Origin of the sequence: Haliovirga abyssi (assembly GCF_030295325.1) — a bacterium.
In the GTDB taxonomy this organism is placed as follows: Bacteria; Fusobacteriota; Fusobacteriia; order Fusobacteriales; family Haliovirgaceae; genus Haliovirga; species Haliovirga abyssi.
This window is the reverse complement of record NZ_AP027059.1, coordinates 2,366,932-2,384,179: the sequence shown is the minus strand read 5'-3', so window position 1 is coordinate 2,384,179 and position 17,248 is coordinate 2,366,932. Positions and strand designations below refer to the sequence as shown.

Here is a 17,248-nt window from a genome sequence, read left to right as displayed (position 1 = left end):
CATAAATTAAATTATAAATAATTTTAGGAGGTTTTAATATGATAAATTGGGAAGAATTAAAATTTGATGAAAAAGGTCTTATACCTACAATAGTGCAGGATTATAAAGACAACGAAGTACTTATGATGGCGTATATGAATAAAGAATCGTTAAAATTAACATTAGAAACAGGAAAAGCTACTTATTTTAGTAGAAGTAGGCAAAAATTATGGGTAAAAGGAGAAACATCAGGACATATTCAAAATGTAAAAGAGATGTTTTATGATTGTGATGGAGATACACTTTTGATAAAAGTTGAACAAGTAGGAAATGTAGCTTGTCATACAGGAAATAGAAGCTGTTTTTATAGAAAATTAAAAGAATTTGAAAAAGTAGAAAAAGAGAGTGTTGTAAACGCTTTATATAGTTTATTAATAAATAGAAAATCAAATCCAGTAGAAGGATCATATACTACTTATTTGTTTGAACAAGGATTAGATAAAATATTAAAAAAAGTAGGCGAAGAATCAGCAGAAGTGATAATAGGTGCTAAAAATGAAGATAAAGCAGAGGTAATTTATGAAATGTCGGACCTTGTGTACCATTCATTGGTACTGTTAGCATATTTTGATATTAAACCTTCAGAAGTTGAGGAGGAGTTAAGAAAAAGAGAGAAAAAATAGGTGATGATATGAAAAAGGAAAATAGTATAATAATAATAAATTTTGTTGTGATTTTAATAATGTTATTTGTCAAAATCATATATAATATTCCAATAGTTTATTTGATGAGTCTATTTTTAATTCCAATTACAATAATAAGTTATTTTGAATTTGATTTATCCATATTTACAACACTATTTTTAAATTTTACAATTACATACTTTTTTTTAGAAAATTTAAAAAAATATGGTTTTAATCACGAGGTTATATTAATAGGAATTTTCCAAATATTTTTCTCTATATATACTTTACTTATGGGGTTTATATTTAGTAAATTAAAAAAAGAGATATTAGTTTCTAGACTTTATAAAAATATAATGGAAATTTCTTATGAAAGAGATAATCTTGATAAATTTTTAGATGAGATTGTAAAATATACAAAAGATAAATTTGAATCTAAAAATTGTAGTATAATTTTAATCAAAAAAGATAAAGTTATACAAAAGATTATTTCAACAGAAAATAATATCAATAAGGAATTGTTAGAAAAAAATTTAAAAAATGAAAGCTCCCTTTTGAATTACATTTTAAATGGAAATAATATTTATAGTAATATAGCTTCAAGAGATAAAAGATTTAATAATTATATTGATTCTTTAAATAGATTTATATCAGTTCCAATAAAAAGTGGAGATGAGGTTATTGGAATAATAAGTATAGAGGATAATATTAAAAATTATACTAAACGAGATGTAGAAAATTTAGGAAATTATGGAACTGTATTAGGATTAGCGATTTCAAATTTAAATTATTATAATAAAAGTCTATATGATGATTTGCTAGATATACCATCTAAAAATTATGTGGATAAAAAAATAAAAAAAGTATTAGCAGATAGTAAAGAAAAGCAGATTCTTTATACGATAATTCAATTGGATTTAGATAATTTTAAAAAAATAAATGAACTTTATGGAAGTCTAAATGGAGATATTGTATTAGTTAAGGCTGTTAAGTTTATAAAAAGTAAGTTAGAAAAAAAAGATTTTATAGGAAGGTATGGAGGAAATAACTTTATAATTATATTAGAAAATAGAGGGAAATATATTTCAAAAGAGATATTAGAAAATATAAAAGATGAGTTTTCTAATATAGAATTTAATGTAAAAAATGATAAAGTGAAATTAACTTTTAGTGCAGGAGTAATTGCTATCCCAATTGACAGTGTAAAAACAATAAGAGAAATGAAAATATTATTAGAACAAAGAATGTATAAAGCAAAAATTTTAGGGAAAAATACAATTGTAGAGTTTTAAAAAATTAGAAAGGAAAAATAAATATGAAAGTTTCGATAGTTGGTGGATCAGGATATACAGGAATTGAATTAATAAGAATATTATTAAATCATCCAAAAGTAGAAATTGACAAAATAGTTTCAGAAAGTAATAAAGGAAAAAAAGTAAGTGAACTTTTCCAAAATTTAAAAAATATATTTGAAAAAGAGTTTATAGGAGTTTCAAATTTAGAAGTTGAATTAAAAGATAGTGAGTATATATTTTTAGCTGTGCCACATAAAGCAGCAATGGAATATGTTCCAATGCTATTAAAAATGGGAAAAAAGGTTATAGATTTAAGCGCAGATTTTAGAATAGATGATTTTGAAGTTTATGAGCAGTGGTATAAAGAAAATCATGTGGCAAAAGAATATTTAGAAGAAGCTGTATATGGATTACCAGAATTAAATAGAGAAAAGATAAAAAAAGCAAGATTAGTAGCCAATCCAGGTTGTTATCCAACAACAGTGATATTGGGACTAGCTCCACTGTTATCAGAAAAATTAATAGATATAAATACAATAATATCTGATTCAAAATCAGGAGTTTCTGGAGCAGGGAAAAAATGTACAGCTACAACGCATTTTTCAGAAACAAATGAAAATTTTAAAGCTTATGGAATAGCATCACATAGACATACTCCTGAAATTGAGCAAGAGTTATCAAAATTAGCAAAAAAAGATATAATAATAAGTTTCACACCACATTTAATACCCATGACAAGAGGGATGTTAAGTACAATATATTCAAATTTAATATCAGAACAAACTGAAGAAGAGATAGTTGAACTATACAAAACTTTTTATAAAAATGAAAAGTTTGTAAGAATAGTAGAAGTAGTACAGACTAAAAATGTAAGAGGAAGCAATTTTATAGATATAGCAGTAAAATTGGATAAAAGAACAAACAGAATAATAGTAACTTCAGCAATAGATAATATAACAAAAGGAGCTTCAGGACAAGCAATACAAAATTTTAATATTATGGCTGGATTTAATGAGATGGAAGGTTTAAATTTAATAGGATATTTGCCTTAGGATAGTTTATTATTTGTTTTTTAGAATTAATTAACTGCTTATACAAAAACACAAAACATAATGAGGAGGAATAAAAAATGAGAATAATTGAAGGAAATTTATTTGAAACAGGTGGAAATATAAAAATAGGAATAGTGGTAGCTAGATTTAATGAATTTATAACATCAAAACTTTTATCAGGAGCATTAGACACATTAAAAAGACATGGAGTATCAGAAGAAACAATAGATATAGTTTGGGTTCCAGGAGCATTTGAAATACCTTTAGTTGCTCAAAAAATGGCAGAATCTACAAAATATCATGCTGTTATAACATTGGGAGCTGTAATAAGAGGTGCTACACCACATTTTGACTTTGTTTCTTCAGAAGTATCAAAAGGAGTTGCAAGTGTAGGATTAAAAACAGGAGTTCCTATAATATTTGGAGTATTAACTACAGATACTATAGAACAAGCAATAGAAAGAGCAGGAACAAAAGCAGGAAATAAAGGTGTAGATGCAGCTATGACAGCAATAGAATTAGTTAATTTATTAAAGGAGATATAATTATAAAATGAATAGGATTTTGAGGGTTTTTACATCAGAAAAAAAATTATATAAAGAGATAAATTTAGAAAAAATAAATAATGGAATTTATATAGGAAAATGGCATAATGTAGAAACAGATGGAGCATACAGTTTTGAAATTATAAAAAAAGAATCTAACGAAAAATGTAATATTACTTTTTCGCACACAGCACCATTTTCTAAAATTTTTGAAGCATATACCTCAAAGTTGGAGCAAAAAAAGCCTGTTGGTGGAATAAAATCAGGCGATGATATATTAATTATATTTGATATAAAAAACAGTAAAGTTTCTTTAAAAAAAATGAGGTTTACTAAGTTTGTAATAGATACAAAAAGATATGGATATGAGAATCCTAAAAAAGTAGAAATGCCATCAAATTTTAATGGCTGGAATATTCATACAACTGTTTTAACAAAAATATCTAATTCTATATTTGAAACTTATCTTGCATTAGATGAAGGAGTTTATGAATACAAATTAGTAATAGATGGAGATTGGGTTCCATTTGACAATAATCTAAAATTAATAGTTGGAGAAATAGGTAGTTTATTTCCAAAAGGTGAAATAGGAAATGGAAAATTTGTGTATGATGCAATTGATAAGAATAATAAAATAAAAGCAATAGTTCATATTCCGCATAAATTAGATTATTTAAATAAAGTAGAGGATGATATAGAATTTAGTATAAGAACACAAGAAAATGATGTAGAAAAAATATTTCTGCACTTATTAGAAGAAGATGGTATAGAAGAGGTATATGAATTAGAAAGAATAAACAGTAAAGGGTATCAATTTGATTACTTTAAAAGAATAATTAAATTTAGAATTAATTCTGAAAAATTCAAATACTATTTTGAATTAAAAGATGGAAATAAAATTGCTTATTATACTCCAAAAGGATTAGTATATGATACAATAGATTTTTTTGAAGTTGATTATGCCACAGGAGAATTTCCAATTTTTGACGTACCTAAATGGGCAAAAGAAGCAATTTGGTATAATATTTTTCCTGAAAGATTCTATAACGGAAATAAAGAAAATGACCCATTGTATAATGAATTTGGACCAGAAAATTTTATTGCTCCAAATAAAAGAAGTGATGATATAGAAAAATATAAATGGGGAATATATACAGATAAATTTGGAGAATTTAAATTAAATAATTGGACTTCAGACTTTGAAACAAAATTAGAATGGGAAGAAAAAAGGGAAAAAGATGTTGGATACTCTGTGAAATATTCAAGAATGTATGGTGGCGATTTACAAGGTATAAAAGAAAAAATACCATATTTAAAAGAGCTAGGAGTAAATGCAATTTGGTTAAATCCAATATTTTTTGCAGATTCAAATCATAAATATGGAACATCTGATTTTAGACATGTTTCACCAGATTTTGGAACTATAAAAATGACAGGAAAAGATTATAATATAAAAGTGTCAAAAGAAAACAGATATGGAAATAAAACTTATTTAGATATATTAACAAATGGATATGAAAAAGAGAGTGAATTAAAACTTTTAAGAGTAAAAATCCAGGGAGAAAACAAGGGTAAAAATGGATATTTTGAAACAGAAAATCCAGAAACTTGGGTATGGACAGAATCAGATTTAATAGCAGTTGATTTAATAAAAGAATTGCATAAAAATGGAATAAGAGTTATATTTGATGGAGTGTTTAATCATACTGGGAAAAATCATTGGAGTTTTGAATTAGCAATGGCAGAGGGAGTTAATTCTAAATATGCAAAATGGTATAAATTTCATGATTTTTCAAAATTTAAAGAGATAAAAGATGATATGTCAGAAGAAGAAGCATATAAAACTTTATTACACAATAAAAATAGTGTGCATTATTCAGGTTGGGCAGGATTTAATGATTTACCAGAATTTAATACATACAATAAAGAGTATATGGAATATATTTTTAATATAACAAAGAAGTGGTTGTTAGGGCCTGATGGAAAAAATTCTGAAAATTGGATGGAAGATGATGGAATAGATGGTTTTAGACTAGATGTTCCAAATTGTGTAGAAAATCAATATTTTTGGCAATTATGGAGAAAAGTAGTAAAAGACACAAAAAAAGATGCATATATAACTGCTGAACTTTGGGGAGATGCTCGTTCTGATATAAATGATGGAGTAAAATACGACACTGTAATGAATTATGAATGGCTAAAATCAACTATTGGATATTTTATAAATCAAGGTAAAGAATTCAATGCTTCATATAAATTAACAGCAGAACAGTTTTTTAATGAATTAAAAGAAAAAAGATACTGGTATCCAATACAGTCTCTTCAAGTATCTCAAAATTTAAACGGCTCACACGATACTGATAGGTTATTATCAAGAATAGTAAATGATAAATTAGGCAGAGACTTAGAAGAAGGAAAACAACTAGATAAAGGATACAACACAAAAAGACCAGATTTAACAGATAATTCACATAAAAATACAACAATAAATTGGAAAAAATCAGAAATAAAACCAAAAGATATATTAAAGTTAATCTCAATATTTCAAATGACATATATAGGTGCTCCAATGCTCTATTATGGCGATGAAGTGGGTATGTGGGGAGCAACTGACCCATATTGTAGGAAACCAATGCTTTGGGAAGAATTTGATTATGAAAATGAAACAGATGGAACTTTAGGAGTAAAAAGCAAAGAAAATTATAAAGTGAAACCAGACAAAGAATTTTTTTCTTGGTATAAAAAAATAATTAAGATTAGAAAAGAAAATTCGACTTTAATATATGGGGAATTTAAAGAAATATATTGGGATAATGAAAAAGATATAATTTCATATTCTAGATTTGATGATGAAAATCATTTTCTAATTATTTTGAATAATAGTTTTGAAAACCAAGAAAATATAGTAATACCAACAGATTTTCAAGATGAAAAATTTATAGATTTGCTTAATTCAGAAAAGTTAGCAACTGGGCCTCAAGGAAATATAATAGTGAATTTAGATAAAAAAACAGGAAAAATATTAAAAAAAATATAAAACCGGGATTTATATTCCGGTTTTATCCTTAGGGATGATTTGGAAATTGTGTATGTTAGAAAAGAAGATATGGTTATTATGTTATTTATTAGATGAAGCGTATCTTATTTTTTATTTAGGGGGAAAATTTGGATAGAGAATTAAAAAAAATATTAATTTTTATAGAATTATTGGTATTAATATTTATTTTAGGAGTTTTAGGATATGTTGTGATAGAGGGATATAGTTTATTTGATGCTCTTTATATGACTGTAATAACTATTAGCACTGTTGGATTTGAAGAGGTTCATAAATTATCTAATACAGGTAAAATTTTTACAATGTTTCTAATTTTAAGTGGAGTTACATTAGTTCTTTATGGATTAAGTTCAATAACCTCATTTTTTATAGAAGGAGAATTGAAAAATTATTTAAAAGGGGTAAAAATGAAAAAAAAGATATCAAAATTGAAAAATCATTATATAATTTGTGGATATGGGAAAACAGGTAGAAAAATTGTAGAAGAATTCCTGAAATTAGGTAAAGAGTTTGTTGTAATAGAGAATGAAGATGAAGGAATTTTAGAATTAGAAACAAAATACAAAGATAAAGTGTTATTTATAAAAGATGATTCTACAAAAGATGAAGTGTTAATAGAAGCAGGTATAGAAAAGGCTAAAACCTTAATAGCTGTACTTTCTACAGATGCTGAAAATGTATTCTTAAGTTTAACAGCAAAATCATTAAATAAAAAATTAAAAGTAATTGTTAGAGCAGTAGAACAAAATAATGAAAGAAAATTAAAAAAGGCAGGGGCTGATTTTATAATATCGCCAGTAGAAATAGCAGCACAAAGAATTATAAGTACAGCATTAAAGCCGGGAGTAGTTAATTTTTTAGATGTTGTAACAAGTATAGGCGGAGAAGATTTAAGATTAGAGTTAATAAAAATAAGTAAAGATAGTGATTTAGATAATATATTATTAAAAGATGCAAGAATACCACAAAAAACTGATTTAATAGTAATTGGAATGAAAAAAGAAAAGAAAATGATATTAAACCCACTTTCAATGACAATTTTAGAATATGGGGATGAACTTTTAGTAATGGGAAATGAAAAGCAAATAGAACAATTGAAAAAAATCGCTTCTGGAGATATAAAAGACAGAGGTGTTGAAAATATAAAAATACAATTATAGGGAGGAGAATTATGCTAAATTTGAGAGCTATTATAATTATTGGTGGAACGTGATTAATTAGTTTTTCATATTTATTAAAAAAGAGTACAACCTTTGTTTATTTGAGAGCTAATAGAAAAAAGAATCTTTTTTCTATTTTAAGTTTTGCTAAGAAACTAAGGCGATAGTTGAGAAAAACAATCTTTTGGAATGATATACTGGAGAAAGGGATAATAAATAATGAAGAAAAAAATGGTAGAAGGAACAGTAATGTTTCTAAGTGTTTTAAAATGGGCTTTTTTAGCTACAATTATAGGTGTTGTTGTTGGAGGGTTAACTACAATATTTTTAATGATTTTAGATAAGAGTATAGAATATAGAGGAGTATTACCTGTTAAATATTATTATTTTCTTCCTTTTGCAATTGTAATAAGTATTTTATTGGTAAAATATTTTGCTCCTGATGCAAAAGGACACGGAACAGAAAAAGTAATAGAAGCGGTACATAAAAATAATGGAAAAATAAATTTTTCAGTAATACCGGTAAAGTTAGTGGCTACAGTATTGACAATTATGTCAGGTGGTTCAGTTGGAAAAGAAGGACCTGGAGCGCAAATAGGTGGAGGAACAGCTTCTTGGATAGCAGATTTATTTAAGTTTTCAGAGAATGATAGAAAAAAATTTGTTATATGTGGAATTAGTGGAGGATTTGCCGCAGTTTTTGGAACTCCAATAGCAGGTGCAATTTTTGGAGTAGAAGTCTTATTTATAGGAACAATTTTATATGATGTATTGTTACCATCATTTATATCTGGAGTAATGGCGTATCAAGTGGCAAGGTCACTAGGAATAAAATATTCGTATTTTAAAATAGATTTTTCTAGTATTACAAATTTTAGTGAAACTATGTATTTGAAAGTAATTTTAGCTGGCATATTTTTTGGAGTAATATCATTTTTGTTTATAGAAATATTAAAATTTTTAGAGAAGAATATAGAAAAAATAAAACTAGATGAAAGCATAAAAGGTTTTTTAGGAGGAATATTAATAATAGGGTTAGTATTTGTTAGTTCTGAAAGTTATTTAGGACTAGGAATAGATACAATAAAAAGAAGTTTGACAGGCGAAATTTTACCATGGTATACCTCATTTTTTAAAATGATATTTACAGCATTAAGTCTTGGATTTGGAGGAAGTGGAGGTATTGTTACACCTATATTTTATATAGGAACTACATCAGGGAATTTATTTGCCCAATTAATAAATGAGCCAATAGCACTGTTTTCTGCTATTGGATTTGTAGCAGTATTAGCGGGAACAACGAATGCTCCAATAGCAGCCAGTATAATGGCAATAGAACTGTTTGGAGTAGAAATTTCTCCATATGCTGCAGTTGCATGTGTAATTAGTTTTTTAATTTCTGGGCATAGAAGCGTATATCCGTCTCAAATATTAGCAATGAAAAAATCCGGAGCTTTGGATATAGAAATAGGAAAAGAGATAGAAAATACAGAAGTTAATTTTCAAAATGATGGCATAGATGATATAATGGAAAAATTAAAATCGGTTAATTTTGGAGGAGGGGTAAAAGTGAAATTACATGAATTGATAAACGAGGATGATGTAACATTTTTAGAAACAACAGGTGTCAAGGATACGTTGGAAGTAATGATAGCAAAAGCAAAAGAGAAAGGACATATAAAAGATATAGAAGAATTTAAAAATGCAATTTTTGAAAGAGAAGATATAGTTAGTACAGGAATAGGATTAGGAATAGCAATGCCACATGCTAAACTAGATGATATAGATGAATTTTTTATAATTGTGGGAGTAGCAAAACAAGGATTAGATTGGGATTCAATAGATAGAAAGCCAGTTGGAGTGGTATTTTTAATTGGGGGACCAGAAGGAAAACAAAAAAAATATTTAAAAATAATATCTAAATTAATGTTACTTGTAAAAAATGAAAGTAGAAGAGAAAAACTATTTAATTCTAAAAAAGCGGAAGATATTGTTGATATATTCAAAGAATTTTAGGAGGGGTAATGAAAGAAATAAATGTTTTATTTTATTTAGGAATGCTGTTTTTTGCAGCATTTTTGACAAAGAAATTTACTCAAAAATTTAAAATACCAGAAGTTACAGGCTATGTAATTGTAGGGGTGTTGTTAGGGGAATCAATATTAAAAATATTAACAAATGATGTAGTTGATAAATTAGGATATTTATCAACTATAGCTTTAGGAATAATAGCATTTACAATTGGAGCTGAATTGAAACTGTCTACAATAAAAAAACTTGGAAAATCAATAACTGCAATAGTTTTTTTTGAAAGTTTTGGAGCTTTTATAATAGTTTTTTTTACTTTAGCATTTGTATTTAAAGGAGAAATGTATAAAGCACTATTACTAGGGTCTGTTGCTGCAGCGACAGCACCAGCAGCGACAGTAGCTGTAATAAGGCAGTATAAGGCAAAAGGAAGCCTTACATCAACAATTATAGCAGTGGTAGGAATAGACGATGCAGTAGCATTAATTATATATGTATTTGCATCTAGTTTTGCCAAAGGAATGATACTAGGGGAACACATTAGTAGCGTCACTATATTAATTAATGCTTTAATATCCATTGGATTATCAGCTGTTATTGGAATTGTAGCAGCATATGTCTATATTTTTATTATGAAGAACATAAGAAACGAAGATACAATAGAGTTAATGATAACAGCATTTATACTAATGTTATTAGGAGTTACAGAACAGTTTCATATATCGGAACTTTTAACAATAATGATTTTTTCAGCTTTTATAACAAATTTATCACCAATAATAGAAAAAAGAAGTGGTAAAATAGTCGATTTTTTTGTTCCTATTTTTTTAGCAGCATTTTTTATTTTAGGAGGAGCGCATTTAGATATAAGAGTAGTAAAGCAAATAGGTGGAATTGGAATGCTTTATTTTTTTGCTAGAAGTATAGGAAAGATAGGAGGAGCCAGCCTTGGAGCGGTTATTGGAGGAGCAACAGATAAAGTGAAAAAATATATAGGCTTTGCATTATTGCCTCAAGTTGGAGTAGCATTAGCGTTAGCGTTGTCTATAAAGAAAAACTTTAGCATACCCCTTTATGGAGATAAAGGTAAAGATATCGCTTTAGTAGTTATAAACATATTATTATTTACAACAATGATAACAGAAGTGATTGGACCGTTTTTAACAAAATTGGTATTAAAAAAATCTGGTGAAATAAAAGAATAGGGAGGTATAATATGTATTTTATGTTTTTAAAAATAATAGATATAGATTATAAAGATGATATATTTTTGGCATTAGAAAGTGTAGAAATAGATAAAGCTTCTTATGTAGAAGGAAATAATTTAGATAGTATACTAAGAGATGAAATGCCAATATTCAAAGGATTTTTTAAAACGGAAGAAGATAAATCTAAAAAAGTAATATTAATAACCGCTTTAGTTAAAGAAAAAAAGCAAATTGATGATTTTATAAATATATTAAAAGAAGCAGATATTGATATAGAAAATGATGATATAATAAGAGTAGTAGCGTGGAAAGTGGATTATATTTTTGATAAAATTGAAAAAAGTTAAAATTTATTTAAAAGTAATTAAAAAAAAATAGGCTTGCACAAAAATAAAATCATAAATTTATTTTCGTGTAAGCCTTTGTTTTAAAGGGATTATAAGATTTATAAAAAAAAAATTAAAAAAAAGCAAAAAAATGTTTGACAAAATGTGATAAGTGTGATAATATTAATCTCGTCCTCGAGAGAGGGCAAAGGACATTGAAAACTTAATAGAGAGAAGTAAAGCAAACCAAGAAAAAGACAAAAAGGTGTAAAAAAATATAGATTGAAGAGTTTGATCCTGGCTCAGGATGAACGCTGGCGGAATGCTTAACACATGCAAGTCTACCACAAAGGCTCTTCGGAGCTGAGTAAGGTGGCGGACGGGTGAGTAACGCGTGAATAACCTGCCCATTAGAGGGGGATAACTTCTGGAAACGGGAGCTAAAACCGCATAATCTTATTGATAGGCATCTATTGATAAGTAAATGCTATATGCGCTAATGGAGGGGTTCGCGTCCTATTAGCTAGTTGGTGAGGTAATGGCTTACCAAGGCGACGATAGGTAGCCGGCCTGAGAGGGTGAACGGCCACAAGGGAACTGAGACACGGTCCTTACTCCTACGGGAGGCAGCAGTGGGGAATATTGGACAATGGGCGAGAGCCTGATCCAGCAATTCCGCGTGAATGATGAAGGCCTTCGGGTTGTAAAGTTCTTTCAGCAGGGAAGAAGCAAGTGACGGTACCTGCAGAAGAAGCCACGGCTAATTACGTGCCAGCAGCCGCGGTAAGACGTAAGTGGCAAGCGTTATCCGGAATCACTGGGCGTAAAGGGCATCTAGGCGGCCTATAAAGTCAGAGGTGAAAATTCATGGCTCAACCATGTCCTTGCCTTTGAAACTAATAAGCTAGAGTACGGGAGAGGAGGGCGGAACTACAAGTGTAGCGGTGGAATGCGTAGATATTTGTAGGAATGCCGATGACGAAGGTAGCTCTCTGGACCGATACTGACGCTGAAGTGCGAAAGCTAGGGGAGCGAACAGGATTAGATACCCTGGTAGTCCTAGCTGTAAACGATGGATACTGGGTGTGGGGGGTCGAACCTCTGTGCCGAAGCTAACGCGATAAGTATCCCGCCTGGGGAGTACGTTCGCAAGAATGAAACTCAAAGGAATTGACGGGGACCCGCACAAGTGGTGGAGCATGTGGTTTAATTCGACGCAACGCGAGGAACCTTACCAGGTCTTGACATCGTGAGAATTCTGTAGAGATATGGAAGTGCCTCTTTGAGGAACTCATAGACAGGTGGTGCATGGCTGTCGTCAGCTCGTGCCGTGAGGTGTTGGGTTAAGTCCCGCAACGAGCGCAACCCCTATTGTTAGTTACCATCATTAAGTTGGGGACTCTAGCAAGACAGCCTACGACGAGTAGGAGGAAGGTGGGGATGACGTCAAGTCATCATGCCCCTTATGACCTGGGCTACACACGTGCTACAATGGGATGTACAGAGGGCAGCGAAAGGGTGACCTGAAGCGAAACTCAGAAAGCATTTCGTAGTTCGGATTGCAGTCTGCAACTCGACTGCATGAAGTTGGAATCACTAGTAATCGCGAATCAGCAATGTCGCGGTGAATACGTTCTCGGGTCTTGTACACACCGCCCGTCACACCACGAGAGTTTGTTGCACCTGAAGTAGCTGGCCTAACCCGTAAGGGAGGGAGGTTCCTAAGGTGTGGTGAGCGATTGGGGTGAAGTCGTAACAAGGTAGCCGTACCGGAAGGTGTGGCTGGATCACCTCCTTTCTAAGGAGTATAATAGCTTCTCTCTATTAGGTTTATATCCTAGGGGCCTATAGCTCAGTTTTGGTTAGAGCGCACGCCTGATAAGCGTGAGGTCACTGGTTCAAGTCCAGTTAGGCCCACCATAGTTTAATTGGATTTTGTCATTTATGGGGCTATAGCTCAGTTGGGAGAGCACCGCCCTTGCAAGGCGGGGGTCAGCGGTTCGAGTCCGCTTAGCTCCACCATAAAAAGGACATTGGAAATTGTATAGTAGTAAAAAACGTTTGAAGAATATTTTTATATTTTTAATTCGTTTTTAAGTAATAAGCAGAAGAAAAGAAGAAAAATAAGGTTAAGATATTAAGGGCGCACGGTGGATGCCTAGGTAATAAGAGCCGAAGAAGGACGTGGTAAGCTGCGAAAAGGTAGGAGGAGCTGCAAACGAGCGTTGATCCCTATATATCCGAATGGGCAAACCTATACATTTGAAGGATGTATACGAAAGAGGTAAGTGGGTGAACTGAAACATCTAAGTAACCCGAGGAAAAGAAAGTAAAAACGATTTCCTAAGTAGCGGCGAGCGAACGGGAAAGAGCCTAAACCAATATAGTGTTAAAGGATGCAGCCGTTGCTGTATTGGGGTAGCGGGACCGAATCCGAGAGAACTGCAAGGTATCTATTTATGGATGTGTATAAAGTCGAATAGTTTGGGAAAGCTAACCGAAGATGGTGAGAGTCCAGTAGATGAACTGTATGCATAAGTAAAGAATCGGCACCCAAGTAGCACCGAACACGAGAAATTTGGTGTGAATCAGCGTGGACCAGATCACGTAAGGCTAAATACTCTTATTAACCGATAGTGAATAGTACCGTGAGGGAAAGGTGAAAAGGACCCTTGTTAAGGGAGTGAAATAGAACCTGAAACCGTGTGCTTACAAGCGGTCGGAGCATTTTTAGGAATGTGACGGCGTGCCTTTTGGAGAATGATCCTGCGAGTTACCGTTAGTGGCGAGGTTAAGGAAACGGAGCCGAAGGGAAACCGAGTCTGAATAGGGCGACGAGTCGCTAGCGGTAGACGCGAAACTTGGTGATCTATGCCTGTCCAGGTTGAAGCTGTGGTAAGACACAGTGGAGGACCGAACCCACCGTCGTTGAAAAGCCGGGGGATGAGGTAGGTATAGGGGTGAAAAGCCAATCGAACCAAGAGATAGCTCGTTCTCTCCGAAATGCATTTAGGTGCAGCCTTAATTAGTAATCTGCGGAGGTAGAGCACTGATTGTCGTAGGGGGCGTATAGCTTACTGAACACATTCAAACTCCGAATGCCGTAGATGATAGATTAGGAGTGAGACTATGGGTAATAAGATTCATAGTCGAGAGGGAAACAGCCCAGACCACCAGCTAAGGTCCCAAAGTAATATCTAAGTGGGAAAGGATGTGTCGATTCAGAAACAACCAGGAGGTTGGCTCAGAAGCAGCCATTCCTTTAAAGAGTGCGTAATAGCTCACTGGTCGAGAGTCGATGCGCCGACAATGTAACGGGGCTAAGATATTCACCGAAGCTGTGGAACATGCGTAAGTATGTTGGTAGGAGAGCGTTCTGTAGGCCGGCGAAGGAGAACTGATAAGGTTTTCTGGAGGTATCAGAAGTGAGAATGCAGGAATGAGTAGCGAGAAGGTAGGTGAGAATCCTACCCGCCGAAAGCTCAAGGTTTCCAGGGGAAGGCTCGTCCTCCCTGGGTAAGTCGGGTCCTAAGTTGAGGCTAAGAAGCGTAGGCGAAAGGAAAACAGGTTAATATTCCTGTACCGCTAATAACTGATAGTGATGGAGGGACACAGAAGGGTATAATAGCTTACTGACGGAATAGTAAGTATAAGCATGTAGGATGTCTGTATAGGAAAATCCGTATGGATAGATCTGAGGTGTGATGAGGAGTTCCATTAGGAACGAAGTATTAAATCCCATGCTGTCGAGAAAAGCTTCTAAACTAGTTGTTAGCGCCCGTACTGCAAACCGACACAGGTGAGCGGGGTGAGAAACCCAAGGCGCGCAGGCGAACCATCGTTAAGGAACTCTGCAAAATGGCCCCGTAACTTCGGGAGAAGGGGTGCCTAAAGTATGTGAAATTCTAAGCGGATGGAGCAGAAATAGGCCGCAGTGAAAAGGTCCGGGCAACTGTTTACCAAAAACACAGGTCTATGCTAAGCTGGAAGGCGACGTATATGGGCTGACACCTGCCCAGTGCCGGAAGGTTAAGAGGAGGAGTGAGAGCTCCGAATTGAAGCCCCGGTGAACGGCGGCCGTAACTATAACGGTCCTAAGGTAGCGAAATTCCTTGTCGGGTAAGTTCCGACCTGCACGAAAGGTGTAATGATCCGGACGCTGTCTTGACGGTGGGCCTGGTGAAGTTGTATTACCGGTGAAGATACCGGTTACCCGCAGCAGGACGGAAAGACCCCATGGAGCTTTACTATAGCTTGGTATTGGGTTTTGGTATTATATGTATAGGATAGTTGGGAGACATTGATTATATGACGTCAGTTGTATATGAGTCGTTGTTGGAATACCAACCATGTGATATTGAGATTCTAATCTGTCGTGTGTAACGATGGAGACAGTGCTAGGTGGGTAGTTTGACTGGGGCGGTCGCCTCCTAAAAGGTAACGGAGGCGCCCAAAGGTTCCCTCAGGCTGTATGGAAAGCAGCCAAAGAGTGTAAAGGCATAAGGGAGCTTGACTGTGAGACAGACATGTCGAGCAGGGTCGAAAGACGGGCTTAGTGATCCGGTGGTTCTGAATGGAAAGGCCATCGCTCAACGGATAAAAGCTACCCTGGGGATAACAGGCTAATTCTGCCCGAGAGTCCATATCGACGGCAGAGTTTGGCACCTCGATGTCGGCTCATCGCATCCTGGGGCTGGAGAAGGTCCCAAGGGTTGGGCTGTTCGCCCATTAAAGCGGTACGTGAGCTGGGTTCAAAACGTCGTGAGACAGTTTGGTCCCTATCCGCTGCGGGCGCAGGAATATTGAAGAGAGCTGTCCTTAGTACGAGAGGACCGGGATGGACAAACCGCTGATGTACCAGTTGTTACGCCAGTAGCATAGCTGGGTAGTTACGTTTGGACAGGATAAACGCTGAAAGCATCTAAGCGTGAAGCCCCCTTTAAGATAAGTATTCCTATAGCGTATGCTAGTAAGGCACCTTCGAGACTAGGAGGTCGATAGGTTAGGGGTGTAAGTGTAGTGATACATTTAGCTGACTAATACTAATCAGCCGAGGTCTTAACCTTTAAATAGTTTCTTTGATTAAAACTGCTTGTAATATTACTATACAATTTTGAATCTCTTTTAAAAAAAAGAATATTAAAGAACTGTTTAAAGAATAACGTAAGTTTATTTTTAAACGTTCATAAACCAATTATTATTTAGCTTGGTGGGTATAGCTAAAGGGGTACACCCAGTTTACATTTCGAACCTGGTAGTTAAGCCTTTATGCGCCGAAAGTACTTGACTGGTAGCGGTCTGGGAGGATAGGTCCCTGCCAAGCTTTAATTTATACATACTGGTTTCCCTGATAGCTCAGTTGGTAGAGCAGGTGGCTGTTAACCACCTTGTCACTGGTTCGAATCCGGTTCAGGGAGCCATTTTTTTATTTTTTGTGGGATAATGACATTATTTGGAGTGTATGTATCAGAATATGGATTTAAGATTAAAAAAGAAGTTAAAATATAGTTTTATTTAAAATCATTATATTTTAATAAATATTTGAGTATATAAAAAAGAAACAGCTCATATTAATTTGAGCTGTTTCTTTTTTATATGAAAATCTGTATCTAAATAGTTATTGTTAGAGAGATTATCTAAATTATTATTTATACTATATTGTTTTCTTTTGTTTTGAATATAATCTTGTAAATCTTCTGAAAGTTCATTTAAGGTTATATTAGAAAATTGGAAATCAGTATAATTGGTTATTTCAAAAATTTCATTATTATTTTTAGTATATTTAAAAAGTATTTTTTCAATTTCACTATCTTCAATTTCCAATCCATTAAAAAAAAATGAATCTTTGATTTCATAGATACATAAATAGTCGCTAAAGTTCTTATTAATTAATTCTAAAATAATATTCATATAATCA

Annotated in this window: 10 protein-coding genes, 3 tRNA genes and 3 rRNA genes; 15 read left to right on the top strand and 1 reads right to left on the bottom strand. The window is 32.7% G+C overall.

The window, feature by feature from the left end; genetic code table 11:
* The first annotated feature begins 38 nt into the window (after nt 1-38).
* The 15 genes from hisIE to RDY08_RS10290 all read left to right on the top strand — a co-directional run bounded on the left by hisIE (nt 39) and on the right by RDY08_RS10290 (nt 16,751).
* On the top strand, nt 39-662 hold the full coding sequence (gene hisIE / locus RDY08_RS10360; RefSeq protein WP_307904355.1) for a bifunctional phosphoribosyl-AMP cyclohydrolase/phosphoribosyl-ATP diphosphatase HisIE: 624 nt from the start codon (nt 39-41) through the stop codon (nt 660-662).
* Nucleotides 663-670: 8 nt separating this feature from the next.
* A complete protein-coding gene (locus RDY08_RS10355; protein WP_307904354.1) occupies nt 671-1,954 on the top strand; it encodes a diguanylate cyclase in 1,284 nt (427 codons plus the stop codon).
* A 23-nt stretch (nt 1,955-1,977) separates the two neighbouring features.
* The gene (gene argC / locus RDY08_RS10350; RefSeq protein WP_307904353.1) at nt 1,978-3,009 is read left to right on the top strand and encodes an N-acetyl-gamma-glutamyl-phosphate reductase; all 1,032 of its coding nucleotides are present in this window, start codon (nt 1,978-1,980) and stop codon (nt 3,007-3,009) included.
* A 77-nt stretch (nt 3,010-3,086) separates the two neighbouring features.
* On the top strand, nt 3,087-3,554 hold the full coding sequence (ribH, locus tag RDY08_RS10345; protein WP_307904352.1) for a 6,7-dimethyl-8-ribityllumazine synthase: 468 nt from the start codon (nt 3,087-3,089) through the stop codon (nt 3,552-3,554).
* 7 nt (nt 3,555-3,561) lie between these two features.
* Complete coding sequence (locus tag RDY08_RS10340; RefSeq protein ID WP_307904351.1) at nt 3,562-6,591, top strand: alpha amylase N-terminal ig-like domain-containing protein; 3,030 nt, start codon at nt 3,562-3,564, stop codon at nt 6,589-6,591.
* Nucleotides 6,592-6,719: 128 nt separating this feature from the next.
* Nucleotides 6,720-7,769 carry a potassium channel family protein gene (locus RDY08_RS10335; protein ID WP_307904350.1) on the top strand — a complete coding sequence of 350 codons (1,050 nt, stop codon included), beginning with the start codon at nt 6,720-6,722 and terminating at the stop codon, nt 7,767-7,769.
* Nucleotides 7,770-7,988: 219 nt separating this feature from the next.
* Entirely contained in the window at nt 7,989-9,785 is a 1,797-nt protein-coding gene (locus RDY08_RS10330) for a chloride channel protein (protein WP_307904349.1), read from the top strand.
* A gap of 8 nt (nt 9,786-9,793) precedes the next feature.
* The gene (locus tag RDY08_RS10325) at nt 9,794-11,002 is read left to right on the top strand and encodes a cation:proton antiporter (protein WP_307904348.1); all 1,209 of its coding nucleotides are present in this window, start codon (nt 9,794-9,796) and stop codon (nt 11,000-11,002) included.
* 11 nt (nt 11,003-11,013) lie between these two features.
* The gene (locus RDY08_RS10320; RefSeq protein ID WP_307904347.1) at nt 11,014-11,352 is read left to right on the top strand and encodes a hypothetical protein; all 339 of its coding nucleotides are present in this window, start codon (nt 11,014-11,016) and stop codon (nt 11,350-11,352) included.
* Nucleotides 11,353-11,610: 258 nt separating this feature from the next.
* A 16S ribosomal RNA gene (locus tag RDY08_RS10315) occupies nt 11,611-13,129 on the top strand.
* Between the two features lie 43 nt (nt 13,130-13,172).
* Nucleotides 13,173-13,251 (top strand) — tRNA-Ile (locus tag RDY08_RS10310).
* A gap of 26 nt (nt 13,252-13,277) precedes the next feature.
* Nucleotides 13,278-13,353, top strand: a tRNA-Ala gene (locus RDY08_RS10305).
* Between the two features lie 105 nt (nt 13,354-13,458).
* Nucleotides 13,459-16,397: ribosomal RNA gene (locus tag RDY08_RS10300) — 23S ribosomal RNA — on the top strand.
* 139 nt (nt 16,398-16,536) lie between these two features.
* Nucleotides 16,537-16,654: ribosomal RNA gene (rrf, locus tag RDY08_RS10295) — 5S ribosomal RNA — on the top strand.
* The 16S, 23S and 5S rRNA genes sit together here with 3 tRNA genes alongside, the layout of an rRNA operon.
* A gap of 21 nt (nt 16,655-16,675) precedes the next feature.
* A tRNA-Asn gene (locus RDY08_RS10290) sits at nt 16,676-16,751 on the top strand.
* Between the two features lie 145 nt (nt 16,752-16,896).
* On the opposite strand, the gene RDY08_RS10285 is transcribed toward RDY08_RS10290, so the two are convergent.
* Nucleotides 16,897-17,241, bottom strand: a complete 345-nt coding sequence (locus tag RDY08_RS10285; protein WP_307904346.1) for a hypothetical protein — start codon at nt 17,239-17,241, stop codon at nt 16,897-16,899.
* Nucleotides 17,242-17,248 lie beyond the last annotated feature (7 nt).

Coding starts and splice junctions, on each gene's coding strand:
- RDY08_RS10320 (WP_307904347.1), top strand. CDS start 11,014: ATGTATTTTATGTTTTTAAAAATAATAGATATAGATTATAAAGATGAT.
- RDY08_RS10330 (WP_307904349.1), top strand. CDS start 7,989: ATGAAGAAAAAAATGGTAGAAGGAACAGTAATGTTTCTAAGTGTTTTA.
- RDY08_RS10340 (WP_307904351.1), top strand. CDS start 3,562: ATGAATAGGATTTTGAGGGTTTTTACATCAGAAAAAAAATTATATAAA.
- argC (WP_307904353.1), top strand. CDS start 1,978: ATGAAAGTTTCGATAGTTGGTGGATCAGGATATACAGGAATTGAATTA.
- RDY08_RS10285 (WP_307904346.1), bottom strand. CDS start 17,241: ATGAATATTATTTTAGAATTAATTAATAAGAACTTTAGCGACTATTTA.
- RDY08_RS10355 (WP_307904354.1), top strand. CDS start 671: ATGAAAAAGGAAAATAGTATAATAATAATAAATTTTGTTGTGATTTTA.
- RDY08_RS10325 (WP_307904348.1), top strand. CDS start 9,794: ATGAAAGAAATAAATGTTTTATTTTATTTAGGAATGCTGTTTTTTGCA.
- ribH (WP_307904352.1), top strand. CDS start 3,087: ATGAGAATAATTGAAGGAAATTTATTTGAAACAGGTGGAAATATAAAA.
- hisIE (WP_307904355.1), top strand. CDS start 39: ATGATAAATTGGGAAGAATTAAAATTTGATGAAAAAGGTCTTATACCT.